Raw genomic sequence first — 26369 nt, forward strand, 5'->3', positions numbered from 1 at the left:
CATTCATGGCGACCTATCGACATTAATGCGCTGCGGCAGTTTTCACACCGACAGCCGCGGCGCACTATCCGGCCAGTGCTCACGGCAACACTCAATCCACGCCTCGGCGCTGCGCGACAGATAACTACCTTCCCGCCAAATCAACCCTAAACTCCACTGCAACTCCGATTCCAGCGGCAGCCACAGCAGCGATTGTTTATCCAACCGCTGACAAATGGGCTCCGGCAGAATCGCCAATCCCATGCCCGCCTGCACCATCGCGGCGAGAAAATCCCACTGCGCGCTGCGCAGCGCAATAGTCGGCGTCAGGTTCTGGCGTTGAAACGCTTTGCGGATCTGGCGATTCAGCGCGAACTCTTCATTGAGGATCAGCAGCGGATGTTCGGCTAACTCCGCCAAACCGACTGTGTGGTGATCGCGCCATTGTTCACTGCGCGGCAGCAGCACGCACAGCGGATGGTGCATCAGCTCCAGCGTATTGAGCGGCAGTTCTGGCTCAATCGGCAGCGCGGTGAGGGCGATATCCAGCGCGCCACTCAGTACCGCTTGCTGCGCCGTCAATCCACCGAACTCGGATATTTTCAGCTGTACGCCCGGATAACGGCGGCGAAAGGCGGAGATCGATCCGGCCATCTGCATGCCGACCATCGGCGGAATACCCAGCCGCAGCTCGCCGGTTTTCAACTGGTTAATGTCGCCCAACTGCGCTTCGAGCTGGTGGAATTCCTGCAGAATCACCAATCCGCGCTGGTAAACCGCCTGGCCGCTATCAGTAAGATGCAGTTTGCGACCTTCACGCAGCAGCAAGGTGCAGCCGAGCTCCTCTTCCAGCTGGCGCAGCATTTTGCTGATAGTCGGCTGCGTCACGAACAGCTTCTCAGCGGCGCGGGTGAAGCTTTGCTGACGCACCACTTCAGTGAAATAGCGCAGGGCGCGCACGTCCATAAACATTCCTTTTTGGCATAGTTTGAATGATTTTAATTCATTTCTTTCACAGTTTGCGGCGGATTTATACTGGACACCTCAATTCTTCCTCAGGGTGCAAGGCAATGATGGCATTAAGTCCGCGCAGAACGGATCTCTTGCAACGTACGTTTGTTCCGCTGCAGCTGGTGCTGTATGTCGGGTTGTTTATTTTTAGCGACAGGCTGGTGAGCTGGCTGCATCTGCCGCTGCCGGCCAATGTGGTTGGCATGGTGCTGCTGCTGGTATTAATCATGACGCGCATTGTGCCGCTGCGCTGGGTGAAAGCCGGTGCTAACTGGCTGCTGGCGGAAATGCTGCTGTTCTTTATTCCGGCGGTGGTGGCGGTGGTGAATTACAGCGATTTGCTGCGCAGCGAAGGCTGGCGCATTTGCGTGGTGATTGGCGTCAGCACCTTGCTGGTGCTGGCTTCCACTTCACTGGTGGTCGATCGTTTATACCGCTTCGAACTGGCGCGCGCCGCGCGTAAGCAGGTGCATCATGAATGATCTATTGATTAGCCTGCTGTGTCTGACGTTCACGCTGCTGGTCTATTACCTCAACAAGATTATCTATCGGCGCTGGCGCACGCTGCTATTGATGCCGCTGGTGTTGACGCCGCTGGTGCTGGTGGCGCTGCTGCTGCTCACTCATGTCAGCTGGAAAAATTACATCGCCGAAAGTCACTGGCTGATTTGGTTGCTCGGTCCGGCCACGCTGGCATTTGCCGTGCCGGTGTATGAGAACCTCGACATCATCAAGCGCCACTGGCTGTCGCTCAGCGTGGGCGTGCTGACGGCCACGCTGGTGGCGGTATGCAGCTCGGTGTGGCTGGCGCGCTTGCTGACGCTGCCGGAAACCATCCAGCGCAGCCTGGCAGTACGCTCGATCACCACGCCGTTTGCGCTGGCAGCCGCGCAGCCGATTGGCGGCCAGCCGGATCTGGTGGCGCTGTTTGTGGTGATCACCGGCGTGTTCGGTATGGCGGTGGGCGATGTACTGTTTCTGCGTATTGCCATCAAGCAAGGCGTCGCCAAAGGCGCGGGATTTGGCGCCGCATCACATGGTGCAGGTACCGCGCGCGCTTATCAACTCGGCCAGCAGGAAGGTGTGGTGTCCAGTCTGGTGATGATGCTGTCTGGCGTCGTGACGGTGATTCTGGCGCCGCTGCTGAACCATTTATTATGGGTGTCATAATGCCTTTGTTTTGAGTCATTGCTCATACTGCAACCACATCGCTTTGCTTATTGTTTGCCCGCTTAAACGATAAGGAAGCGAAAAAATGAAAAGTCAGTATTTTGCAATGGGGCTGCTGTTGGCCTCCGCTGGGGTAAACGCTCAGGAAATCGGCGTAAAGGGTGGTAGTGATTTCTTTGCTGCCGCAATCAATAGCCAAAAAACCGCGCCAGGCCTGCAATATGGGATTGAGTATGTGAATGCAAAACATCAGTCAGAATTAGTGGACGCGAATCTGGGGTATGGTGTCGCTATGGGCGCACTGCGTATTGTTCCTCGCGTGGGCTTATTCTGGGCTGAGTTGAACCATGATAAATCCTCCAGCTTCGGGGCAAATGCAGGTATCCGCGCGATGGCTCCGCTGCCGCAAGCTAATCATACCTGGCTCTACCTCGATTTCAGCATGTCGCCAAATGTCGGCAATTATAACCTGGAGCACCTGCATCAGTTTGAGGCGGGAATTTACTCCCAACCAGCCCACTGGTTAACGCTAAGTTCCGGTTACCGCTACTTGAGCAGTGGCTTGAGCAGTAATACTACTCATCGTTCGGTTGATGGTCTTTTTCTTGGCGCAGCCTGGCGTTTCTAGTCTTACAAATGGCCCCTCGGGGCCATCTTCCCCCCGCTGTAATCCATTTTTACGTAAAGCTTTCCAAATAATGTTGTCTCTCGTCGCCAGGCTGGTACCCTTGCCGCCGAATTAATTGTCCTTCATGGAGTGGAATCACATGTTAAAGCAACTTGTTACTGGAAGCGTTTTGGGTCTGGCACTGCTGAGCAGCGGCGCGCAGGCAATTGAGGGCAGTGTTGACGTGGGTGAGCATAGCACCAACCTGAACCTTGGCCTCGGCACCACTTCACCGGGCCTGTTCCTGAAAGGCAACTGGCTGCGCAGCGATCACGATGGCAGCACCTACGGTGCGGGCCTCGGCTATAACATCGACGTGGGCGATTTCCGCATTGCACCTACTGCGAAAGCGCTGTTCACCCATCCGGAAGATGGTCGTGATGGCTTCACCGTGGCAGTCGGTGGCGCAGCACAATACAGCTTCAACAGCATGTGGGGTCTGTACGGCGAATATTACTATGCGCCAGAAGCCTTCTCCGATCGTCTTGATAGCTACCAGGAAGCCTCGGGCGGCCTGAGCTTCACGCCGATCTCTCTGCTGAACCTCCGTGTGGGTTATCAGTACATCGAGCTCAACAATAAAGGCAGCCGCAAAGATAACGTACTGGTCGATGGCCCGTACGTCGGCGCATCACTGCGTTTCTAATTGTCTGAATTAAAATGAAAAATGGCGGCCCAATGGGTCGCCATTTTTGTTTGGGTGCGGTCTGTCCCTCATCCCGGCCTTCTCCCGCAAGCGGGAGAAGGAGAAAAACGAGCTCGATCGGTTCCCTCTCCCATTTATGGGAGAGGGTTAGGGTGAGGGGAAGCCAGCACGGACTTAATGCGATTTACCCTGCGAAATCCCAATCCCCGTCTGCGAGCGAATAAACTGCCCACGGAAGCGCGCACGCTCCTGCGCCCCGCGTGCTGAATGGTCGGTAATCGAGAACAGCCAGATGCCGATGAACGCCGCCAGCATTGAGAACAGCGCCGGATACTCATACGGATAAATCGGCTTCTCATGCCCTAACACTTGCACCCAAATCGTCGGGCCAAGGATCATCAGCAGCACCGCAGTGATCAGCCCCAGCCAGCCGCCCACCATCGCGCCGCGCGTGGTCAGTTTCGACCAGTACATCGACAGCAAAATGATCGGGAAGTTACAGCTGGCGGCAATCGAGAACGCCAGGCCAACCATAAAGGCAATGTTCTGTTTCTCAAACAGAATGCCCAGCGCAATCGCCACCACGCCCAACACCAGCACGGTGATCTTCGAGATGCGCAGTTCATCGCGTTCCGTCGCCTTACCTTCGCGGATCACGCTGGCATAAAGATCGTGTGAAACCGCCGACGCGCCCGCCAGTGTTAAACCGGCCACCACCGCCAGAATGGTGGCGAAGGCCACTGCCGAGATAAAGCCGAGGAACAGGCTGCCGCCGACCGCGTTCGCCAGATGCACTGCCGCCATATTGGTGCCGCCGAGCAGCGCGCCGCTGGCGTCTTTGAAGGCGGGATTCGCTCCCACCAGCAAAATCGCGCCGAAGCCGATAATAAAGGTCAGGAAGTAGAAGTAGCCCATAAAGCCGGTGGCCCAGAACACGCTTTTACGCGCTTCACGCGCATCAGCCACGGTGAAGAAGCGCATCAGAATATGCGGCAAACCGGCGGTACCGAACATCAAACCAAGACCTAATGAGAGCGCCGAGATCGGATCTTTCACCAGCCCGCCCGGCTGCATAATCGCCGCGCCTTTTGGGTGCACCGCCATCGCTTCGGTGAACAGCGTGTTGAAGCTAAAGCCAACAGCTTTCATCACCATAATCGCCATAAAGCTGGCACCAAACAGCAGCAGCACCGCTTTGATGATCTGCACCCAGGTGGTCGCCAGCATGCCGCCGAACAGCACGTACAGCACCATCAAAATGCCGACCATCACCACCGCGATATGGTAGTCGAGGCCAAACAGCAGCTGGATCAGCTTACCGGCACCGACCATCTGCGCGATCAGATAGAGCGCCACCACCACCAGCGAGCCGCAGGCCGACAGCGTACGGATCGGTTTCTGCGCGAGGCGATAAGAAGCCACATCGGCAAAGGTATAGCGCCCGAGGTTACGCAACCGTTCGGCAATCAAAAACAGGATCATCGGCCAGCCGACGAGGAAGCCGAGCGAGTAGATCAGCCCGTCGTAACCCGAGGTATAAACCAGGGCAGAAATACCGAGAAAGGAGGCGGCGGACATAAAGTCACCGGCGATGGCGAGGCCATTCTGGAATCCGGTGATATTGCCGCCTGCGGTGTAATAATCGCTGCGTGAGCGGGTACGTTTGGAAGCCCAATACGTGATGCCAAGCGTCGCGGCGACAAACACCACGAACATGATAATGGCTTCATAGTTGGTGGCTTGCCGTTGCACGGCGCCGGTAATGGCATCGGCGGCAAACACGCTGGCGGGCACTACCGCGAGAAATATTGAAAGCAGGCGCTTCATGATTTCACCTCGCTCAGGATCTGTTTGGTCAGACGATCAAACTCGCCGTTGGCGCGCCACACGTAGACGCCGGTCAGCACGAATGACATCACGATTAAACCGACACCAATCGGAATACCGCGCGTGACGTTAGTGCCGGCGTGCAGCGGCGTACCGAGCCAGCCGGGTGCGAAGGCGATCAACAGAATAAAGCCGATGTAGAGCACCAGCATGATCACGCTGAGCAGCAGCGCAAACGCCTGGCGCTTGTGCACCAGCTCATGAAAGCGCGGATTATTCTCGACTTGTTGCCAGACTGCTTCCTGTTCAGGGGTTTCGTTCATCACATTTTCTCCAGAGGCAAGGCGGCCAGCATACTCACGATTAAATGATTTAACTGGCTGAATATTCTAGTTTTATAAGTTGTGCGAACTCAGAAATACGTGGCATATAAGGGCGGCCAAATGGTCGCCCCTACAACAGAAGCCGCTTACGGCATTGAGATGGACTGTTTCTCCTCCAGCAATTTCTCTACCACGCCCGGATCGGCCAGCGTAGAGGTATCGCCGAGATTGCTGGTATCGCCGGCAGCGATTTTGCGCAGAATGCGACGCATAATCTTGCCGGAGCGGGTTTTTGGCAGCGAGTCGGTCCAGTGCAGCACATCCGGCGTGGCAATCGGGCCAATCTCTTTACGCACCCAGTTACGCACTTCGGTATACAGCTCTGGCGACGGCTCTTCACCGTGGTTGAGCGTGATATACGCGTAGATCGCCTGACCTTTGATGCTGTGCGGAATGCCCACCACCGCCGCTTCGGCAATCTTCGGATGCGACACCAGCGCCGATTCAATTTCGGCGGTGCCAAGACGGTGACCGGAAACGTTCAGCACGTCATCGACGCGACCGGTGATCCAGTAATAACCCTCTTCATCACGGCGCGCGCCGTCACCGCTGAAGTAGCGATTTTTGAAGGTGGAGAAGTAGGTTTGCTCGAAACGATCGTGATCGCCATACAGCGTACGCGCCTGGCCTGGCCAGGAATCGACGATCACCAGGTTGCCTTCGGTCGCCCCCTCAAGCGGGTTGCCTTCGTTATCCACCAGCGCAGGCTGCACGCCGAAGAACGGTTTGGTGGCGGAACCGGCTTTCAGTTCAGTTGCGCCCGGCAATGGCGTGATCATGAAGCCGCCGGTTTCGGTTTGCCACCAGGTATCGACGATTGGGCAACGGCTATCGCCAATCTTCTTGTAATACCACTCCCAGGCTTCCGGGTTGATCGGTTCACCCACCGAACCCATGATGCGCAGGCTGCTGCGATCGGTGCCTTCAATCGCTTTATCACCTTCGGCCATCAGCGCGCGAATCGCGGTTGGCGCGGTATACAGCAGCGTCACCTTATGTTTATCCACCACTTCCGCCATGCGGCTCGGCTTCGGCCAGTTCGGCACGCCTTCAAACATCAGCGTGGTTGCGCCGCACGCCAGCGGACCGTATATCAGATAGCTGTGACCGGTGATCCAGCCGACGTCGGCAGTACACCAATAAATATCATCCGGATGATAATCAAATACGTACTTAAAGGTGCTGGCGGCATACACCAGATAACCGCCGGTGGTGTGCAGCACGCCTTTCGGCTTGCCGGTGGAGCCGGAGGTATAAAGGATAAACAGCGGATGTTCGGCATCAACAGCAACCGGCTGATGCTGATCGCTGGCCTTCGCCATCAGATCGTGCCACCACAGATCGCGGCCTTCGCGCCAGCCGGTGTCTTTACCGGTGCGCTTAAACACCACCACATTTTTCACCGTGGTGACGTTGGGATTGTTCAGAGCATCATCGACGTTTTTCTTCAGCGGAATGCTGCGACCAGCACGCACGCCTTCATCGGCGGTGATGATCAGTTTGGCGTTGGAATCCACCACGCGTCCAGCAACCGCTTCCGGTGAGAAGCCGCCGAAGATCACCGAGTGCACCGCACCAATGCGCGCACAGGCCAGCATCGCTACGGCCGCTTCGGGCACCATCGGCATATAGATCGCGACCACGTCGCCTTTCTTCACTCCCAGGCTGCCGAGCACATTGGCAAAGCGGCAGACGTCCGCATGCAGTTCGCGGAAACTGATGGTTTTGCTTTCGCTGGCGTCGTCGCCTTCCCAGATGATGGCAGGATGGTTGCCGCGCGTGGCCAAATGGCGATCAAGGCAGTTAGCGGCGAGGTTTAGCTCGCCATCTTCATACCAGCGAATGGAAATATTGCCGGGGGCAAAGGAGGTATTTTTCACTTTGCTGTAAGGCTTAATCCAGTCGAGGATTTTGCCTTGCTCACCCCAAAAGGTGTCGGGATCGTCAACCGATTGTTGATACAGCGCCGCATACTGATCGGCATTAATGAGAGCATTCGCTGCAATGGCAGCGGGTACGGGATGCTTGTGTATTTGGCTCATGGCTGACCTCCTTGAAGATGTTAATCATATGTCAATCAATGGTTAATTGAAGACCGCAACAGGGCTTTGTTTCTGTTTTGTAGTCTGGATCACGACCTGTTATCACCGCCAAATGCCTCACGAACGCAGAGTCAAAACGCCGCGCGATCAGTCCGATTTTCTGCTTTAAGCCTAAGAGATTTCTGGTTCTTCTGTGCAAATAATCAGCAAACGCGCCGGGCCGCTTTTTGCGCAATATTGCATAGCTATGCTGAAAATTATCGAATTAACACTTTTCATAACAGCGAGTTATGGCTGTTAACCTTTGTCAGCATTTTATGCTACTAACCTGAATAAGATTTGCGCTATCGCGCCGGGGGTTGCATTTACCGTAGTGAAAATGGTACTTATCTCGGCCCTGTTCAGCAGGTATCAACTCAGACTGCATCACTCCGCAGGCGCAAAATGCCTGCACAGCTGTAACCGACGTAGTCATAAATAACCCTCTATTTTATCGGGCTTTTGCTCACTTCCCTGTGTGACATTTCTCCTGCACCTTCGCAGCAGAGCAAAGGGGTTTTTAACTGAGGAAATAACGCGTTATGAAAGGTTTTAAGTTCACCCTTGCATGGCAAATCCTCGTCGCGCTGATTTTGGGCGTGATTGTGGGAACCGTGCTGCATAATCAGCCCGACGATCGTGAATGGTTAATCACTAACATTCTGACGCCAGCGGGTGACATCTTTATTCATCTGATCAAGATGATTGTGGTACCGATTGTTATCTCCTCACTGATTGTCGGCATTGCTGGCGTGGGTGATGCGAAAAAGCTCGGACGTATTGGTGTCAAAACCATTATCTATTTTGAAGTGATCACCACCCTTGCCATTGTGGTCGGCATCACGCTGGCCAACGTATTCCAACCCGGCAGCGGCATTGATATGTCAACGCTGGCAACGGTGGACATCTCTAAATACGAAGCCACAACCGAAGCCGTTCAGGGCGCACCGCACGGTCTGGTCACCACCATTCTGTCGCTGATCCCGCAGAACATCTTCGCCTCGCTGGTGAAGGGCGACATGCTGCCGATTATCTTCTTCTCGGTGCTGTTTGGGATGGGCTTGTCGGCGTTGCCATCGGAACATCGCGATCCGCTGGTCACGGTATTCCGTTCGATTTCCGAAACCATGTTTAAAGTGACGCACATGATCATGCGTTACGCGCCAGTCGGCGTGTTTGCACTGATTGCGGTCACCATTGCGAACTTCGGTTTTGCTTCGCTCTATCCGCTCGCCAAGCTGGTGCTGCTGGTGTACGTGGCGATTCTGTTCTTTGCTTTCGTGGTGCTCGGCACGGTGGCGCGCTTCTGTAAGCTGCGCATTACTACGCTGATGCGCATTCTGAAAGACGAGCTGATTCTTGCCTATTCCACCTCCAGCTCAGAAACCGTGCTGCCGCGCATCATGCAGAAGATGGAAGCCTACGGTGCGCCGAAAGCCATCACCAGCTTCGTGGTGCCAACCGGTTACTCGTTTAACCTCGACGGTTCAACCCTGTACCAGAGCATCGCGGCGATCTTTATTGCCCAGCTGTATGGCATCGACCTGTCGCTGACCGACGAGATTATTCTGGTACTGACGCTGATGGTGACCTCGAAAGGTATCGCTGGCGTACCGGGCGTCTCCTTCGTGGTGCTGCTGGCAACGCTGGGCAGTGTGGGCATTCCGCTGGAAGGTCTGGCGTTTATCGCCGGTGTGGATCGCATCATGGACATGGCGCGTACCGCGCTGAACGTGATCGGTAACGCGCTGGCGGTGCTGGTGATTGCGCGCTGGGAAGACCAGTTCGACACCAAACAAGCCGCCGCCTACGAGCAGCAGCTGCGCACGCAAAGCGCCAGTTAATAACGTCGTAGGGTCGCGATTAATAGCGACCGCTACGCACTAAAACCCGCTTCGGCGGGTTTTTTTATGCCTGCTGTGGCAAAAGCAAAAAAATCACGCGCAGCAGAGGAATTAACAATTCTGTGTGATATATAGTTTTACGAATAAATTATTCTCTCACAGGAGTGTCGCATGCAGATCGATCTCAGCCAGATGATCACCGAAGGTCGTAATCCCGCCAGTCAGAACATCGATGAGCTGTCCACCGAAGCCATGCTGCGGGTGATTAATGATGAAGACAAAAAAGTGGCGCTGGCGGTAGAAGCCATCGTGCCGCAGATTGCACAGGTGGTGGATGCCATTACCCAAGCCTTCAGCAAAGGCGGTCGCCTGATCTATTGCGGCGCGGGCACGTCGGGTCGTCTGGGAATTCTGGATGCCAGCGAGTGTCCGCCGACTTTCGGCACGCCGCGCAGCCAGGTGGTCGGGCTGATTGCCGGCGGCCACACCGCGATTCTGCAGGCGGTAGAAAACGCCGAAGACAATGTGGGGCAGGGCGCGCAGGATCTGCGGGATATCCAGTTCAATGCTAATGATGTGCTGGTCGGCATTGCCGCCAGCGGCCGCACGCCGTATGTGCTGGGCGCGCTGGCGTATGCGCGTCAGCAGGGCGCATTTACTGCGGCGTTAACCTGCAATCCCAACAGCCCGATGTCGCAGGCCGCGGATGTGGCGCTAACGCCGGTGGTTGGCCCGGAAGTGGTTACCGGTTCATCGCGCATGAAGGCCGGAACGGCGCAGAAGCTGGTGCTCAATATGCTCACCACCGGCGCGATGATTCGCAGTGGCAAGGTGTACGGCAATCTGATGGTTGATGTCGAAGCCACTAATCAGAAGCTGGTGCAGCGCCAGGTGAACATCGTCAAACAAGCCACCGACTGTGACGATGCCACCGCGCAGCAGGCGCTGGCGGCGTGTCAGGGACACTGTAAAACCGCGATTGTCATGGTGCTGGCGGGATTAACGGCCGCTGAAGCGAAATCGCTGTTAAGTCAGAATCAGGGCTTTATTCGCAACGCGTTACGTGACGCAGGAGCGCAATGATGGCGGCCATTACTGAAGGTCTGGTGCGCGACATTCTGCAGGCGGTGGGCGGCGCCAGCAACGTGCAGCAGTGCGGCAACTGCATGACGCGTCTGCGTCTGACGCTTAACGATGCCACGCGAGTGGACAGCACCACACTCAAAGCGCTGCCGGGCGTGCTGGGCGTGATCGACAGCGATGCGCAGTTGCAGATTGTGCTCGGCCCCGGCAAAGCACAAACCGCAGCGGAGAAGATGCAGGCGCTGCTCAATCAACAAGCGCCAGACGATGTGCACGCCATCGCCAGCGCGCAAAAGCAGCAGATGAAGGCAAAACAGACCAGCGCGCTGCACCGTTTTCTCTCCTGCTTTGCCACCATTTTTACGCCGCTGATCCCCGGTTTTATCGGTGCCGGTTTACTGCTGGGTTTCGCCACGCTGATTGAACAGATCTTCCACCTCAATCAGCCGGGCGATCATGCACGCTGGCTGCTGGATACCGTGGCGTACATGAAGGTGTTCGGCAAAGGGCTGTTTACCTTCCTGAGTATTTTGATCGGCTACAACGCGCAGAAAGCCTTTGGTGGGACCGGCGTCAACGGCGCCATTATCGCCTCGCTGTTTGTGCTCGGTTATATGCCTGACGCCAAAGTTGGCTATTACAGCGGGATGCAGGATTTCTTCGGTATGGTAATCGATCCACGCGGCAATATTATAGGCGTGCTGCTGGCGGCGATATTTGGTGCCTGGATTGAGAAACAGCTGCGAAAAATCATTCCCGATAATCTCGATATGATCCTGACGTCGTTGCTGACGTTATTAATTACCGGCGCGGTGACATTCCTGGTGATTATGCCGATTGGCGGTGAATTGTTTAAAGGCATGTCATGGTTGTTTATTCATCTCAATAACAATCCATTTGGTTGCGCTATTTTGGCCGGACTGTTTTTGATCGCGGTGATGTTTGGCATTCATCAGGGCTTTATTCCAGTCTATTTCGCGCTGATGGAAACCCAGGGCTTTAACTCGCTTTTTCCCATTCTGGCGATGGCTGGCGCGGGGCAGGTGGGCGCCTCGCTGGCGTTGTGGTGCAAAGCGGACAAACACTCGCTGCTGCGTAAACAGATCAAAGGTGCGATTGTGCCGGGGCTGCTTGGTGTCGGTGAACCGCTGATTTATGGTGTGACGCTGCCGCGCCTGAAGCCGTTTATTACCGCTTGTTTTGGCGGCGCGCTGGGCGGCTTCTTTATCGGGCTGGTGGCGTGGCTGGGATTACCGGTGGGTATGAACACCGTGTTTGGCCCTTCCGGTTTAGTCACGCTGCCACTAATGACGTCATCGCAGGGCATTTTTGCCGGAATGGCGGTGTATCTCGCCGGTCTGATTGTGGCGTGGATTGGCGGGTTTGCCTTTACCTGGTGGGGCGGCACCCGCGATGTGGATTTGAGTTAAGTAAAATGCGGATATCGACCAGGTCGCCATTCATGGCGACCTGGTATAAACGTGATTTCGATCACGCTTTAAGATTCTCTCGTCTCGCTCACCCTGGCACTGCCCCATTAATCCATTAGGTGCCATCTGTAAGTTAAGTGTCAGTAAAAAATAAAGCATTTATTAAGGAGATAGATAACCAGAACTTAAATTTATATTGGTATTATTTATTTTTAAATATTTAATGCACATCGCAACCATTTGTCCGATTTCACAATTAGTTGCCCGAAATTGCTTTTTGCATCGGCAAGCAAAAATGTCTATACCTAAAGCCAATTAATCTATAACAATAACGCCATCCTTTTTATTGCTGCACCGTATTTCTTCACACAGTTGTTCTCAAATTAGATTGCTACACGGGGTTGGTATTCACCTGCCGCTTTATCCCCTCGCGATGAATTTAACGCTGTTGCAATAACAGCGCGGACGCTGCACGCCCATTGGAGGAAGTATGAGGTTTACATTAAATCCTATCGCATTAGGAATGTTGGCGGCGCAATTGCTGGTTTATCCAGCCATGCAAAGTCAGGCTGTTACATTAGGGACTTACACACCACAAAATAATGACAACCAAATAGGTAAAATTACCGTCAGCAGCGGCAATGAAACCCTTACCGGGAATCAGGCGTTCACGGCAGGAACAGATGGCGCAGTCACCACCACGCTCGGACAAGTAGCAATCACCTCGGGATCGCAGTATCTCAATCAGGATCGCCTTGATCCCGGCCCGCAAAACTTTGCCATCACCACGCCCGATGCAGCCACCGGCACCAACAGCACGTTCCAGGTTTACAACTCTGCGAGTCTTGTCGCATTAGCGCCCGTCACCAGCGCCACCAGCGTGCCGGATGTGCAAAACGTCAATAATGGCCAATATATCGACGCGCGTATTGCCGATGTGACAGGTGGCACGCTGGACGTGAATATCGGCCAGGCCAATGCGCTCAGCAGCGCCAGCACCAACAGCTGGACCATGGCAGCCAAGCAGACAGCGCTTTTTGATGTGAGCGGCACCGGCACGGTAAACTGGAACAGCAACAACCGCATTAGCTTCTTCGGCTCAACCGCTACGCCAGACGGCGCAGGCTCGGCCACCAGCAGCTATCAGGTGCAAAATCTCGCCACCTATAACGGGGCCTTCAGCGTGCAGACGCTGGATGGCAACAGCACCAGTTTTAGCGTCACTAACGCCAGCCAACTGCAAAGCTACAATAACTGGCTGATCAGCCAACTTCAGTCAGGCAACCTCGATAAAACGCGCTATCTCACCGAATTCAACAAAGCCGTCACCTTCACCAATGCCAACATTGTTTACAACGTCAGTGCCACGCCACCCGATGAAGTCACGCAACCGATACAAAATCGCATTGTGATTAATGCCAATGGCGCGGGGGCGAAAGTGAATCTGGCGGCGGGTAAAACGCTGGAAGTGGTGGGCGCAACCGGCGGAGCGATTAAAGCTTCGAACGGTGCGCAGGCGGTGATTGATGGCAAGCTGGCGAGCCGAGGCAGCATCACCAATAACGGCACGGCGCTGGTGCTGACCGACAACAGCAGCGGGATTAACAATGGTGTGATTAACGGCGGATTCCTCAATCGTCAGGATGGCACCGGCATTGGTTCGACCGGCTACGGTGCCAACGGCGTAGCCGTGCAAACTGGCAGTACCTTCAACAACAACGGCATCCTCAATTTCGCCACCACCGGCAGCAATTCGCAGTATGGCGTGGCGGGCATCAATCTGGGTGTGTCTTCCAGCGCCAATAACAGCGGCAATATCAACGTCGGCGTTAACGGTTCCAGTGCGCGCGGCACCGCATCCGGCGTATTGCTGACCGATGCCACTTCAAGCTTTACCAATAACGCCAGCGGCAATATCTACATTGGTCGCGGCCCGCAAAACAGCCTGGGTGAGGCGACGGCGGATACCGCGATGAACCAGAGCGGGCTCACCAGCGGTATCGCCTTGGTCGCCAACGGCAACGCGGTCAACGAGGGCAGCATTACCATCGGGACGAAAACGCAAAACGCAGCGGGGATGTCGGCGACAGGTGCTAATAACGCCACCATGATCAACACCGGCACCATCAATGTGAACGGTGCGGCTGCTGCGATACCGCGCGAAAACGTCGGCATGCTGGTGACCAACAGTGCGGGCAACATCAATAACGCGGGCACCATCAATCTGAATGGCGTGAACGGCACCGGCCTGAAAGTGCTGGCCACCAATGGCAACACCGCGAGTGCCACCTCAACCGGCACCATTAACGTGGCGGGCGGGGCCGATCCGGCCAGCGGCACGCGCAACTACGGCGTGTGGGTGGAAGGGCAAGGAACGGGCACGGCGCAGGCCACCGTCGATGGCCCGATTAACCTCAGCGGCAATGGCGCGATTGGCGTGCATGCGCGCGGTAATTCCACTGTTACGGTGGATCCGGCTGCCGTACCGACTTTCTCCAATGGCACCAACCAGATTGCCTTCTTCGCCTGCGGCCCCAATGCGCTGATCAACGTGCTGGGCAATAATCCGTTTGATGTCACCACGCAGAACTCCACGCTGTTCCGCGTTGAGCAGGGCGCAGACTTTAACGGCAACGCCTTGTCGCTCACCGCTTCCGGAGCAGGTTCAACAGCGGTGCTCGGCAGCGGCGCGGGCACCGATGTCAACAGTGGTGCGGCGGTGATCAACGTCAGCGGCAGCGGCGCCAATGGCATCACGGTGGAAGGGGGCGCAAATGGCGTGATTAACGCGGCAACCACCATGAACCTCACCGGCAGCAACGCGATTGGCGCGATCGTTGACGGACAAAAACACGATATCTTCGGCAGAAACAGCGGCTCGCCGGTGACCAGCACCAGCCTGAACTCTGCGGCGTCTTTAAATGCTGCGCAGAGTGGATTGACCGGCTATGTGGCGCGTAATCGCGCGCAGCTGACCAACACTGGCGATATCACTTTCACCGGCGCCAATTCAACCGGCATCCGCGTCGAAAGCGGTGCAACCGGCACCAACAGCGGCAACATCAATATCAACGATGGCGGCACCGGCATCGCAGTGAACAGTGGCAGCAGTACCTTTGCCACCACCGCCAATAATACCGGCACCATCAACGTTAACGGCGGCAGCACCACCAACCGCAGTCGCGGCGTTAGCGCCAGCGGCAATCGTGCGGTAGCGAACCTGAATGGTGGGACATTGAATTTGAACGGCACCGGCGCAATCGGGGCGGAAGCGCTCAACGGCGCGCTGGTGAATATCGCTGCTGGTTCAGCGCCGGTATTCAACAACAGCGACCAGATCGCCTATCACGCGGCGGGCAGCGGATCGCGCATCAGCTCCGCCACCAACGCCTTGGACGTTAACACCAGCGGCTCAACCGGTTATCGCATTGATGACGGCGCAGCGCTAAGTTTCGCCTCTCCAACAACCCTTACCTCCAGCGCCAGTAACAGCACCGGCGCGATCATCTCTGGCAGCGGCAGCAGCCTGAATAGCCGCAACGCCAACTTCACCGCCAGCGGCCAGGGTAGCACGGCAATCCGCGCAGAAGGCGGCGCGAGCGCCACGCTGGACAGCGGCAGCAGCATTAATCTCAGCGGCGGCAACGCGGTCGGCGTGCTGGTGAATAATCTGCGTACCGATCTGAGTAACGCGCTGGATGGCACGTCAGCGGCTACCCGCGTCACCAGCAACGGCAACGTCAGCGGCGCGGGCAATGGTGCGATTGGCTTTGACGTCACCAACGGCGCTGAGTTGGTCAACAACGGCAATGTGAATCTCACCGGCAGCAACAACATCGGTATCCGTTCGCGCGCTGGCAGTACGCTGACCAACAACGGCGTGGTCAACGTGGCCAACGGCACCGGGCTGGATGTCTCCGGCAGCGGCAGCACGCTGGCGAAAGGCGGCACCATTAATGTCGATAACGGTACGGCGGGCGTGCGCATCAGCGATGGCGCGCAGCTGGCTTTAACCGGTAGCGACACGGTGATCACCACGCGCGGCAACGCGCACGGCATCTTGCTGGATAGCGGCGCGACCGCACTCAGCGCCAGCGATGCCACGGTTAACGTGCTGGGCAGCGGCAACGGCATCGAAAACCGCGCCGAACTGAGCAACGTCGGCCTGCGCAATCTCACCATTAATGTCGGCGACGGCAACGGGATTCGCACCGCCGTACCGTTCGATCCGGCTTCAACCGTGACCACCAACGTGAACGGCAGCGGTACCGGTTTGAACATCGCCAATGCCGATGGCTCGACCACCAGCGGCGATCTTACGCTGGGTTCGGGCTATCAGTTTAATGTTACCGGCGCAGGCGGCACCGGTATTCGCGCCAACACCACGGGCAATGTCACCACCGCCGCCAATGTGAATATTGATAATGCGGCGGGTGGATCGGCGCTGGTGTCCAGCACCGCGGGCACCATCGTCAATACCGGCAACTTTACCTCCAACAGCCTGACGGCGCCGGTGGTGGATTTGCGCGGTGGTAAAACCATTTTCGAAAACCTTGGCAACATCATCACCGCCAATCCACAAACCGTGGCGGTGGCGGTGGCGGGCAGCAACGCTGATGATGAAATCCTGCTGACGGAAGGCGCGGTGCAGGGCGATATCAACCCAGGCGGCGGATCGGATCTGTTCCGCTGGACGGGCGGTACGCTCAACGGCAGCCTGACCATGGGCAATGACAACAACAACACCGCTGAAGTGAGCAATGTCGATCTCGGCACCACCTACCATCTCACCAGCGGCACCGGCACCGGTAACACCTTAACCTTCAACCAGATCGATTCACGCGGCGGCAGCTTCAGCGCCGACGATCTCAGCAAAGGGGTCAACCTCGGCAGCGGCTGGAGCACCATCAACTTCGCCAACACCCAATGGACTTTGACCGATAACCTGCAACTGGCGCACAGCACTATCAACGTGGATGCTGACTCTACGCTGTTTGCCGGCGATAACGTGCATCCAACGCTGTCGGGTGGAACGGCAGATTCGCTGGTGGTGAACAACGCCGGTACGCTGGATCTCACCAACGGCGCGGGTTCGCCGGGCAACACGCTGGATATTGCGGGCTCACTGGCATCAAGCGGCGGCCAGCTCAATCTGGTCACCAATCTGAATGAGGGCGGTGCGCTGAGCAACCAGTTCACCGACCATCTCAATGTCACCGGCAATGCCAGCGGTACCACGCTGGTGAATGTGGAGCTTGCCGATGCCAGCACCGGCGCACTGACCGATCTCAATCAAAATGGTGGCGTGGAGGGCAACGAAGGGATCTCGCTGGCACAGGTCGGCGGTAATGCCAGCGCTAACAGCTTCGCGCTGAAAGATGGCTATCTCGGCGCCGGGCCGTGGCAATATCGCCTCTACACCTTCGCGCCGGGCAGTAGCGATCCCAATCAACGCTTAGTCAGCGGCAGCGGCAATAACTATTGGGATTACCGTCTGGCGAACTTCTACGTGTGTGAAGATGGCAACAGCTGCCAGCCGACCTTCATCACTGATGCCTTTGGTACGCCGCAAAGCTACGATTCGCGCCCAGCGGTGGTGCCGCAGGTGCCATCTTATGTCTCAGCGCCGGTCGGTTTAGCCTATTACACCTCGGCGATTATCGACGATTTGCATAAACGCCTCGGCGAACTGCGCCACGAGCAGACGCGTCCGCAGGGCAACGGCGGCGAGATGTTCCTGCGCTACATCGGCTCGAACCTGAAGTACAAGAGTGATAAGAGTTTCCACGACTTCGGCTATGACTTTGACCTCGATTACAGCGCGGTGCAGGTGGGCGGCAATCTGCTGCGTCTGGATGGCGAGCAGGATAGCCTGCGCGGCGGCTTAGCCTACACGCGCGGTAATACGCGCATTCGTCCGCATGCGGCCGACGGCTACAGCAGCACCACCTTCGACAGCGACAGCCTGGCGTTTTACGGCACCTGGCAGCGTCAAAGCGGTTTCTATCTGGATGGCGTGTTGTCATTTGACAGGCATCGCGGCGAAACCGACATTGCCCGCACGCAAGAGGTGGCGAAGCTGAAAGGTAATGGCTGGACGGCATCGCTGGAGAGCGGCTATCCGTTTGAGTTGGGCGATGGCTACAAGCTGGAGCCGCAGGCGCAGCTGATGTACATGAAGCTGAACATGAATGACTTCACCGATAAAGACGGCAACAAGGTACGTTACGGCGATTACAACCAAACCATTGGCCGTTTGGGCGCGCGCCTCGATCGCACGTGGACCGACGACAGCAATCGCCAATACACCCCGTATCTGCGCGCTAACTACTACAAAGGTTGGGGTGGAGCGGCGGATACATCAGTGTCTTCGGTGGATAATCCGGCGTTTGGCGCCACCTTCAGCAGCGGAAAATTTGGTCAGATGTGGGAAGTGGGCGCCGGCGGCACTGCCACCTTGCAGAAGGATGTATCGCTTTACGCCGAGGCGGATTATCGCAAAGAGATTGCGGGCAACGGTGCTAAAGGGTGGCGGTATAACGTGGGGGTTCGCTGGCAATTCTGATTTCCCTGCGCCCTTTGCGCTGCAGGTGCGTTTTAAATTAAAAGATTGATTTGGTTTACTGTAAAACCAGGTTAATAGATGACGTCAGTAACCAAAGTGTGAAAGCCGCTGCAAAGCGGCTTTTTTATTGCCCTGAATGTGAAACTGGTGCTAAAGCTCAAGCCGTGCGCTGCCGAAAAGATAAAAAAGCATAATCGATTTTTCTTTTCGCCTGCGTTTTGCAAGGACACACACATGCGTAATAACCAGCCCGTCACTCAGCGCGAATTCGCGTTTGAGGATGACGCCACTTTGATGTCGACCACCGATCTCAACAGCTATATCACCTACGCCAACGACGCTTTTATTGACGTCAGCGGCTTCAGCCCCGAAGAGGTGAATGGCCAGCCGCATAACATGGTGCGCCATCCGGATATGCCACCGGAAGCCTTTGCTGATATGTGGGCGACGCTCAAGCAGGGCGAGCCGTGGACGGCGCTGGTTAAGAATCGGCGTAAGAATGGCGATCACTATTGGGTGCGCGCTAACGCCATTCCGGTGGTGCGCGAGGGCAAAGTGCAGGGCTTTATGTCGGTGCGCACCAAGCCGTCAGCGGAAGAGGTGCGTCACACCGAAACGCTGTACCGCGACTTCCGCGAAGGGCGCGCCAAAGGACGTCGTTTCCATAAAGGATTGATCGTTGGCACCGGCTGGCGTGCCCTTGGCTCGATCCTGAAAACCCTGCCGCTGCGCTGGCGCATTCGCTCCACTTTATTCACGCTACTGCCGCTTTCCGTGCTGGGTGTTTGGCTGCTTGATGTGGCACCGCTGGCGATAGGCTGCTTTGCTGGCGGCATGGCGGGCCTGTTGCTGCTGGCGAGCCTGTGGCTGGAGCAGCAAATTTCACGTCCAATGGAACGCATGTGCCGTCAGGCATTAAGCGTGGCGACCGGCGCCAGCCATAAAGTGGAGCAGATCGATCGCGTCGATGAGATTGGCGTCACGCTGCGCGCCATCGGCCAGCTCGGCCTGATGTTCCGCTGGCTGGTGGATGATGTTAGCGGCCAGGCGATTAATGTGCTCAGCGCCAGCGATGCCATCGCGCGCAGCAATGACGAACTAAGCCGCCGCACCGAACAAGCTGCCGCTAACGTGCAGCAAACCGCTGCCACCATGAACGAAATGACCGCCACGGTGAAGAGCAACACCGATACCGCCAAAGAGGTGAATGGCTTATCGGAAAATACCAGTCATGCGGCGATCAAAGGTGGCAAGGTGATGCAGGAGATGGTGGGGATGATGGCGGAAATCGCCGACAGCTCGAAACGTATCGCCAATATCACCAGCGTGATTGACGGCATCGCCTTCCAGACCAATATTCTGGCGCTGAATGCGGCAGTGGAGGCGGCGCGCGCCGGCGAGCAGGGAAAAGGATTCGCGGTGGTGGCCGGTGAAGTGCGCAGCCTCGCGCAGCGCAGCGCCAAAGCCGCCAGCGAAATTAAAAATCTGGTGGAAACCAGCGCCAGCCGCGTGCAGTCCGGTAGCGATCACGCCGATGCGGCCGGGCACACCATGCAGGAGATTGTTGATCAGGTGCAGAATGTCACCGCGTTGATCGCGCAGATCAGCGGCGCAACTGCCGAGCAGGCCATCGCGCTAACGCAGGTCAGCACCGCGGTGGAAGATCTCGACGATATTACCCATCAAAATGCTGCACGCGTGGCAGAAAGCGCTGAAGCATCCGGACGCATGAAGCACCAGGCCAATCGTCTGGTGGAAGCGATCAGCGTGTTTCGTTAACGCATTTCCCGTTCGGCGCGCAGTGCGCCGGGCGGCGTACCGACAATGCGTTTAAATGCGCGGCTAAATGCCGCCAGCGAACCGTAACCGAGGTGGAAGGCGACGCTTTCCACCGCTTCGCCTTCATGCACGATACGTTCCACCGCCAATCGCATACGCAGCTCAGTGAGATAGCGCAGCGGCGTCATGCCGGTTGCGCTCTGAAAACGAGCAGCAAACACCGAACGCGAGCTGCCGGATTCCCGCGCCAACCGTTCCACCGTCCAGTTTTCACCAGGTTCACGATGCATCGCCGCCATCGCCAGGCTGAGACGCGGATCGCGCAGCGCCTGTACCAATCCGCTGCCTTTGCCACAGCCGTTCTCCACCCAGCCGCGCACAATCTGCGCCGCCACTACATCTGCCAACCGCGACAGAATCCCGGCGAATCCGGCTTTGCGCTGCCGCGTTTCGCGCTCCATCGCATCGAGAATCGGCTGGATTTCCGGGTACTGCGCCAGCAGCGTACTCACCAGCATCACATCCGGCATGGTGTGCACCAGCGGCTGCATGCCGCCAAGCTCAAACGCCATGCAGGCGCTAAACAGAATCACATCGCTGTCATCCGGGCAGACGTCTACGCCGTCGCCGATGGCACAGACGCTGTCGCAAATTGGGCGACTGTTAAAAGTCGAAATGGGTTCACAGATTGCCTCTTCGCTGGAAATCAACGCATGTGGTTTGCCGTGCGGGATCAGCAACGCATCGCCCGCCTGCAGCGGATAGATCACGCCCGATGCCGAGCGGATCAGTAACGATCCGCGCCCAACGAAGTGCAGCTGCGCCTTGCCTGGCGCGTCCTCATATTGCAGGCCAAAGGGCGCATGCAGCGCGATTCGCTGGTATTTGACGCCGTACAGGCGCATGCCCATCAGCAATTCACTGGTCAGGTCTTCATAGCGGCTCATGGTAATCTCAGACGAATAATCAAAAAACAAAGTTCCTGCATCATAGATCGTCTGGTGATCCGTCACTATGCTTAACGCTAAATATTTTGTGATGGGGATCACAGATGAGCCTGGATACTGACGTTATCGAAACACCATTAGAAGTGGATAAACCGGCGTGGGGCGCCGTGTTTGCCATGGCCTTTGGCGTGTTCGGCCTGATTACAGCAGAATTTCTGCCGGTCAGTTTACTGACGCCGATTGCTGACACGCTGCACATCAGCGAGGGGCAGGCGGGACAAACCGTTACCGTGACGGCGCTGGTGGCGCTACTCACCAGTCTGGTGATCGGCAACGTGACGCGACAGCTCGACCGTCGTGTGGTGATGCTGGCCTTTACGCTGCTGCTGATTGCCTCCGCGCTGCTGGTGGCCTTTGCTGAGAATCTGCCGATGATTCTGCTGGCCCGCGTGCTGCTGGGCGTGGCGATTGGCGGCTTCTGGACGCTCTCCACGGCGATTACCATGCGTCTGGTGCCGAGTGAGCAGGTGCCGCGCGCGCTGTCCATCGTGTTCAGCGGTATTTCGCTGGCGACCATTATTGCTGCGCCGCTCGGCAGCTATCTGGGCGGCATTATTGGCTGGCGTAACATCTTTATGCTGACCGCCGCGCTGGGCGTGCTGGCGCTGCTGTGGCAGTTCTTCACCTTGCCCGCGATGCCGCCGATTAATAAAGCGCGCAGCGGTGGCGTGTTGGATCTGCTGCGTAAAAGCGTGATGCGCTGGGGCATGCTGGCGGTGATCATGATGTTCACCGGCCACTTCGCCTTCTTTACTTACCTGCGTCCGTTCCTCGAGGGCAGCGCGCAGCTCAACGTCAATCAGCTGTCGCTGGTGCTACTGGCGTTTGGCGTGGCGAACTTCTTCGGTACTTCGCTGGCCGGTTATCTGGTGACGCGCAGCGTATCGCTGACGTTAACCGCGATGGCGTTGGTGATGAGCGTGACCGCGCTGCTGCTGGTGAGCTTCGGCGAGGTGTCGTGGCTGGTCGCGGCGGGCGTGGCGCTGTGGGGACTGGCGTTTGGTTCGATGCCAACCGGCTGGTCAACGTGGATTTCCCGCGCGGTGCCGGACGATGCGGAATCGGGCGGCGGTTTGCTGGTCGCTACCATTCAGCTGGCAATCACCGCCGGTGCCGCTGCCGGTGGCTGGATGTTTGATCTGCAAGGCGCAGGCGGCGTGTTCCTCGCCAGCGGCGTGCTGATGCTGCTCGCCGCCATCACCATCTTCACCCGCGTCCGCCACCACGGTTAACCCGTAGGGTCGCCATTCATGGCGACCTTGCCATCAACCGCACGAATCAAAAGGTCGCCATAAATGGCGACCCTACAAAACCTCACCTATCGCAGCCATAAATCCTGCCTTTTAATTAAATGTCAGATTTTTAACCCTTTGCACAAAGGTTAACCCAAACGTGCTTTTTACGTTCAAAATATTCGAACAACAACGGCAAATCTCTCCGCTTTTTACTGATCAATTCTGCGCCTATTATATCTCTCAACAAGGCGATGACGCCTTACTCAATCAAACGTACATTAAGGAATTGACCATGAAATCTATCAAAACTTTTGCTGCTGTTATCGCTCTGACCATTCTGCCATTCGCTAGCTTTGCGCAAAGCATCACTGCAACCGCTTCAACGCTGGATGGTGCAGAAGCGCAAATCGCTGCTCAGGCGCACGAAGCTGGTGCTTCCTACAAAGTGACCGAAGCCAACTTCAACAACGGCGTGCACATGACTGCCGAACTGACCAAATAAGTTGCGTTAAGGTTCTGTGCTGACAGGGTGCCTTCGGGCGCCCTGGCGGCGTTGGTAACCTGATAAAATCCTGTCACTTTCCCTTCGAAATGATTACTATTCTCAAAAAGTAGCACCCTTCGTCGGCTCGCCTCGGGCTGTCTTTTTAAATATTGGTTGTAATGTCGAGCTTTCACTTCACTGCCATCAGGCGGTGTTTTTGCTATGGAGAAGTTATGAAGGCGAATAAAAAATCGTGGGCGCTGCGTCCACTGCTGCTGGCAACGGCGCTGTTCTCGACCTCTGCGGTGATGGCGGCAGACTCTCAGCCGCTGAATCAAGTGATCTCAAAAGGCGCTTACGAACTGGCATTCAGCAACAGCGATAACGCGCTGTTCCTCGCCACCGCGCAGAGCACAACCGACAAAAAAGGCGGCACCGTTTATCGTCTCGATCCGCAGGATCTGGCGGTGAAGCAAACCATCAATACCGATCTGCCGACCTTTGGCGCGGCGATTAACCAGAAAACCAACACCCTGTACTTCGGTAACACGCGTGACGGTTCACTGACCGCAGTGGATGCCACCAGCGGCAAAGTGATCAACACGCTGGTGCTGGATGGCCGTCAGCGCAGCGAAACCGTGCGTCCGCTGCAGCCGCGTCAGCTGGCCGTCGATCCAGCAACCGATCGCGTTTACATCACCGGCCTCGGTGAGCAGAGCGTGGTGTGGGTGGTGGATGGCAAAACCCTGAAACTGATCAGCACCGTGCCGAACACCGGCAAAATGGGCACCGGTTTGGCCATCGATTCAGCGGCGCAAAAACTGTATGTCACCAACTCCGACGGCGAACTGGTGACCATTAACACGCGCCTGAATGCGATTGAAAAGCGCCAGAAAATCGATGGCGATAAAGATCACTTTTTCCTGAATATCTCGCTGGATACTCAAGGCCATCGCGCCTTCCTCAGCGACTCAAAACAGTCGCAGGTGCTGGTGCTGGATACCCGTACGCAGCAGGTGATCCACAAGATCGATGTGCCGGAATCGCTGGCGGTGCTGTTCAATGCCGATCGTGATGAGTTGTACGTTACGCACCGCAAAGCGGGCGAAATCAGCATCATCGACGCCAGCAACTACAAAGTGAAACGCACGGTGAAAGCGCCGGGCCTGCCAAACAGCCTGGCGGTTTCCGCCGATGGTAAAACCCTGTTTGTCAGCATCAAGCAGCCGGGTTCACGCAAAGAGCCACCTAAAAATCCCGATAGCGTTTTGCGCATCGAACTCTGATCGGTAGTTTTCTGAAACTGAGAGGCGGCTTATGCCGCCTTTTGCATTTCTGCCCTCTGCGCCGTTTTTATCGCCACACATACGCTACCTTGTAGAGCAACAACACCAATGGAGAGGATGCAATGAGCCAGTTTTTTATGCATGAGAAAAACGATCTGGTTAACGAAGCCATCGAAGGGGTTTTGCTGAGTACGCCGTGGCATAACCTCAGTCGCCTCGATCTCGGTGATGAGATTCGTGTGGTGGTGCGCTCGGACTGGGATAAAAGCAAAGTGGCGCTGATCTCCGGCGGCGGCTCCGGACATGAACCGGCGCATGCCGGGTTTGTCGGCAAAGGCATGCTGACGGCGGCGGTGTGTGGCGACATCTTTGCGTCGCCGAGTGTCGATGCGGTGCTGAACGCCATCGTTAACGTCACCGGCGATGCCGGATGTCTGCTGATTGTGAAGAACTATACCGGCGATCGCCTCAACTTTGGTCTGGCGGCGGAGAAAGCCAAAAACCTCGGCTACAAGGTTGAGCTGGTGATGGTGCAGGATGATATCGCGCTGCCGGAAAACCCGCAGCCGCGCGGTATCGCGGGCACCGTGCTGGTGCACAAAATCGCGGGCTTTGCGGCGGAGCAGGGACAATCGCTGGATGAGGTGAAAGCGCTGGCGCAGCGGGCGATTGATGCCACATCGTCCATCGGTTTGGCTTTTGCCACTTGCCATGTGCCGGGCGAAAAACGTGATGAACGCGTCGAGCCTGGTCACAGCGAGCTCGGCATGGGCATTCACGGCGAGCCGGGCGTCATCACGCTGGATACGCAAGACAGCCGCAACATCACCAGCATCATGACCGATAAACTGGCGCAGGCGCTGCCGGACGGCAAGCAGGCGCTGCTGCTGATCAACAATCTCGGCGGTTTCTCGCAGCTGGAGCTGGCGCTGCTGACGCGTGAAGTATTGCAGTCGCCGCTGGCGGCACGCATCACGCATCTGCTGGGGCCGGCAACGCTGGTCAGTGCGCTGGATATGAAGGGTTTCTCACTGACGCTGCTGGCGCTGGAAGCGCCGTTCCTGGAAGCGTTAAACGCGCCGGTTCAGGTGCTGGGTTGGGTGCCAGTGTATGACTTTGCGCCGATCAGTCTGCAACGTGCTGAGAAGATCGGCAGCGTGCTGGATTTTGATGCCTCTGAGAATGCTGAAGTGGCGAAGATTGTCGCAAGCGTCACGCAGACGCTGATCGATCTGGAAAGCGAGCTGAATGCGCTGGATGCCAAAGTGGGCGATGGCGATACCGGTTCAACTTTTGCTGCCGGAGCGAAGAAAATTCAGCGCGGTTTGCAGGAAAAACAGCTGCCGCTGGATGAACTGCCAACCTTGCTGGCGCTGATTGGCGAGCAACTGGCCACGGTGATGGGCGGATCGAGCGGCGTGTTGATGTCGATTCTGTTCACCAGCGCCGGTCAGCAGCTGGAAGAGGGCAGCGCGCTGCCGCAGGCGCTGATGCACGGGCTGGAACGCATGAAGCATTACGGCGGCGCGCAGCCAGGTCATCGCACTTTAGTGGATGCGCTGCAACCGGCGCTGGAAGCGTTAGTGGCAGGCGAGTCGCTGGCAGCAGCGGCACAAGCGGCGCAGAAAGGCGCTGACGCCACCGCGCAGATGCAGAGCGCCAAAGCGGGGCGTTCCGCGTATCTGAATCAGCAGAGTCTGGATGGGGTGAAAGATCCGGGCGCGTATGCGATTGAGCAGGTGTTTGCGGTATTGGCGGGTTAAACAGGGGGCGCCTGGCCCTCACCCTAACCCTCTCCCGCAAGCGGGAGAGGGAACCGATCGAGCCTATGGCAGCGTCTCCCTCTCCCCGTGGGAGAGGGCCGGGGTGAGGGCATCAGGCCGCACCTTACT

General features: G+C 56.9%; 18 protein-coding genes. 13 read left to right on the forward strand and 5 right to left on the reverse strand.

Annotated elements, in window-relative coordinates:
• Positions 1-42: 42 nt before the first annotated feature.
• Positions 43-945, reverse strand: a complete 903-nt coding sequence (locus RTM06_RS04195) for a LysR family transcriptional regulator (RefSeq protein ID WP_265300680.1) — start codon at positions 943-945, stop codon at positions 43-45.
• 104 nt (positions 946-1049) lie between these two features.
• On the opposite strand from RTM06_RS04195, the gene RTM06_RS04200 reads away from it, so the two are divergent.
• The 4 genes from RTM06_RS04200 to RTM06_RS04215 all read left to right on the forward strand — a co-directional run bounded on the left by RTM06_RS04200 (position 1050) and on the right by RTM06_RS04215 (position 3473).
• On the forward strand, positions 1050-1472 hold the full coding sequence (locus RTM06_RS04200; RefSeq protein WP_256698167.1) for a CidA/LrgA family protein: 423 nt from the start codon (positions 1050-1052) through the stop codon (positions 1470-1472).
• Positions 1465-2160: an LrgB family protein gene (locus RTM06_RS04205; RefSeq protein WP_256698168.1), complete on the forward strand. Its 696-nt coding sequence runs from the start codon at positions 1465-1467 to the stop codon at positions 2158-2160. The genes RTM06_RS04200 and RTM06_RS04205 overlap by 8 nt, the downstream gene beginning before the upstream one ends.
• An 85-nt stretch (positions 2161-2245) precedes the next feature.
• On the forward strand, positions 2246-2788 hold the full coding sequence (locus tag RTM06_RS04210) for a YfaZ family outer membrane protein (RefSeq protein ID WP_312180143.1): 543 nt from the start codon (positions 2246-2248) through the stop codon (positions 2786-2788).
• A gap of 139 nt (positions 2789-2927) precedes the next feature.
• Entirely contained in the window at positions 2928-3473 is a 546-nt protein-coding gene (locus RTM06_RS04215; protein ID WP_008109987.1) for a YfaZ family outer membrane protein, read from the forward strand.
• Between the two features lie 174 nt (positions 3474-3647).
• Here the strand turns inward: RTM06_RS04215 and actP are convergent, their stop codons facing one another.
• The 3 genes from actP to acs all read right to left on the reverse strand — a co-directional run bounded on the left by actP (position 3648) and on the right by acs (position 7725).
• The gene (gene actP, locus RTM06_RS04220; RefSeq protein WP_265300686.1) at positions 3648-5300 is read right to left on the reverse strand and encodes a cation/acetate symporter ActP; all 1653 of its coding nucleotides are present in this window, start codon (positions 5298-5300) and stop codon (positions 3648-3650) included.
• Positions 5297-5623: a DUF485 domain-containing protein gene (locus RTM06_RS04225; protein WP_256698171.1), complete on the reverse strand. Its 327-nt coding sequence runs from the start codon at positions 5621-5623 to the stop codon at positions 5297-5299. The genes actP and RTM06_RS04225 overlap by 4 nt, the downstream gene beginning before the upstream one ends.
• Positions 5624-5769: 146 nt before the next feature.
• On the reverse strand, positions 5770-7725 hold the full coding sequence (acs, locus tag RTM06_RS04230; protein WP_312180147.1) for an acetate--CoA ligase: 1956 nt from the start codon (positions 7723-7725) through the stop codon (positions 5770-5772).
• 581 nt (positions 7726-8306) lie between these two features.
• On the opposite strand from acs, the gene gltP reads away from it, so the two are divergent.
• The 5 genes from gltP (at position 8307) to RTM06_RS04255 (ending at position 20465) form a co-directional block, all read left to right on the forward strand.
• Complete coding sequence (gene gltP, locus RTM06_RS04235; protein ID WP_007888562.1) at positions 8307-9608, forward strand: glutamate/aspartate:proton symporter GltP; 1302 nt, start codon at positions 8307-8309, stop codon at positions 9606-9608.
• 171 nt (positions 9609-9779) lie between these two features.
• Positions 9780-10691: an N-acetylmuramic acid 6-phosphate etherase gene (gene murQ, locus RTM06_RS04240; protein ID WP_312180150.1), complete on the forward strand. Its 912-nt coding sequence runs from the start codon at positions 9780-9782 to the stop codon at positions 10689-10691.
• Entirely contained in the window at positions 10691-12121 is a 1431-nt protein-coding gene (gene murP, locus RTM06_RS04245; protein ID WP_312180166.1) for a PTS N-acetylmuramic acid transporter subunit IIBC, read from the forward strand. The genes murQ and murP overlap by 1 nt, the downstream gene beginning before the upstream one ends.
• A 490-nt stretch (positions 12122-12611) precedes the next feature.
• Positions 12612-18686, forward strand: coding sequence for an autotransporter outer membrane beta-barrel domain-containing protein (locus RTM06_RS04250; RefSeq protein WP_312180151.1), 6075 nt, complete (start codon positions 12612-12614; stop codon positions 18684-18686).
• Positions 18687-18920: 234 nt separating this feature from the next.
• Entirely contained in the window at positions 18921-20465 is a 1545-nt protein-coding gene (locus RTM06_RS04255) for a methyl-accepting chemotaxis protein (protein WP_312180153.1), read from the forward strand.
• Here RTM06_RS04255 and RTM06_RS04260 read toward each other — a convergent pair.
• Positions 20462-21412 (reverse strand): AraC family transcriptional regulator, encoded by a 951-nt coding sequence (locus RTM06_RS04260; RefSeq protein WP_008105638.1) that lies wholly within the window; start codon positions 21410-21412, stop codon positions 20462-20464. The genes RTM06_RS04255 and RTM06_RS04260 overlap by 4 nt on opposite strands.
• A gap of 104 nt (positions 21413-21516) precedes the next feature.
• Between RTM06_RS04260 and RTM06_RS04265 the strand changes: the two genes are divergently transcribed.
• The 4 genes from RTM06_RS04265 (at position 21517) to RTM06_RS04280 (ending at position 26240) form a co-directional block, all read left to right on the forward strand.
• Entirely contained in the window at positions 21517-22704 is a 1188-nt protein-coding gene (locus tag RTM06_RS04265; RefSeq protein ID WP_312180157.1) for an MFS transporter, read from the forward strand.
• A 295-nt stretch (positions 22705-22999) separates the two neighbouring features.
• Positions 23000-23209, forward strand: a complete 210-nt coding sequence (locus RTM06_RS04270; protein WP_312180158.1) for a DUF1471 domain-containing protein — start codon at positions 23000-23002, stop codon at positions 23207-23209.
• A gap of 215 nt (positions 23210-23424) precedes the next feature.
• Positions 23425-24477, forward strand: a complete 1053-nt coding sequence (locus RTM06_RS04275; RefSeq protein WP_312180160.1) for a YncE family protein — start codon at positions 23425-23427, stop codon at positions 24475-24477.
• A 122-nt stretch (positions 24478-24599) separates the two neighbouring features.
• Entirely contained in the window at positions 24600-26240 is a 1641-nt protein-coding gene (locus RTM06_RS04280; RefSeq protein WP_312180162.1) for a dihydroxyacetone kinase subunit DhaK, read from the forward strand.
• Positions 26241-26369 lie beyond the last annotated feature (129 nt).

Source organism: Pantoea sp. CTOTU46764, assembly GCF_031974595.1.
Classification (GTDB): Bacteria; Pseudomonadota; Gammaproteobacteria; order Enterobacterales; family Enterobacteriaceae; genus Pantoea; species Pantoea trifolii.

Bases quoted from the DNA above. Each gene is read 5' to 3' on its own strand.
- RTM06_RS04270 (WP_312180158.1), top strand. From the start codon at position 23,000: ATGAAATCTATCAAAACTTTTGCTGCTGTTATCGCTCTGACCATTCTG.
- RTM06_RS04280 (WP_312180162.1), top strand. From the start codon at position 24,600: ATGAGCCAGTTTTTTATGCATGAGAAAAACGATCTGGTTAACGAAGCC.
- RTM06_RS04265 (WP_312180157.1), top strand. From the start codon at position 21,517: ATGAGCCTGGATACTGACGTTATCGAAACACCATTAGAAGTGGATAAA.
- RTM06_RS04250 (WP_312180151.1), top strand. From the start codon at position 12,612: ATGAGGTTTACATTAAATCCTATCGCATTAGGAATGTTGGCGGCGCAA.
- acs (WP_312180147.1), bottom strand. From the start codon at position 7,725: ATGAGCCAAATACACAAGCATCCCGTACCCGCTGCCATTGCAGCGAAT.
- RTM06_RS04210 (WP_312180143.1), top strand. From the start codon at position 2,246: ATGAAAAGTCAGTATTTTGCAATGGGGCTGCTGTTGGCCTCCGCTGGG.
- murQ (WP_312180150.1), top strand. From the start codon at position 9,780: ATGCAGATCGATCTCAGCCAGATGATCACCGAAGGTCGTAATCCCGCC.
- RTM06_RS04225 (WP_256698171.1), bottom strand. From the start codon at position 5,623: ATGAACGAAACCCCTGAACAGGAAGCAGTCTGGCAACAAGTCGAGAAT.
- murP (WP_312180166.1), top strand. From the start codon at position 10,691: ATGGCGGCCATTACTGAAGGTCTGGTGCGCGACATTCTGCAGGCGGTG.
- RTM06_RS04195 (WP_265300680.1), bottom strand. From the start codon at position 945: ATGGACGTGCGCGCCCTGCGCTATTTCACTGAAGTGGTGCGTCAGCAA.
- gltP (WP_007888562.1), top strand. From the start codon at position 8,307: ATGAAAGGTTTTAAGTTCACCCTTGCATGGCAAATCCTCGTCGCGCTG.
- RTM06_RS04255 (WP_312180153.1), top strand. From the start codon at position 18,921: ATGCGTAATAACCAGCCCGTCACTCAGCGCGAATTCGCGTTTGAGGAT.
- RTM06_RS04200 (WP_256698167.1), top strand. From the start codon at position 1,050: ATGATGGCATTAAGTCCGCGCAGAACGGATCTCTTGCAACGTACGTTT.
- actP (WP_265300686.1), bottom strand. From the start codon at position 5,300: ATGAAGCGCCTGCTTTCAATATTTCTCGCGGTAGTGCCCGCCAGCGTG.
- RTM06_RS04215 (WP_008109987.1), top strand. From the start codon at position 2,928: ATGTTAAAGCAACTTGTTACTGGAAGCGTTTTGGGTCTGGCACTGCTG.
- RTM06_RS04275 (WP_312180160.1), top strand. From the start codon at position 23,425: ATGAAGGCGAATAAAAAATCGTGGGCGCTGCGTCCACTGCTGCTGGCA.
- RTM06_RS04205 (WP_256698168.1), top strand. From the start codon at position 1,465: ATGAATGATCTATTGATTAGCCTGCTGTGTCTGACGTTCACGCTGCTG.
- RTM06_RS04260 (WP_008105638.1), bottom strand. From the start codon at position 21,412: ATGAGCCGCTATGAAGACCTGACCAGTGAATTGCTGATGGGCATGCGC.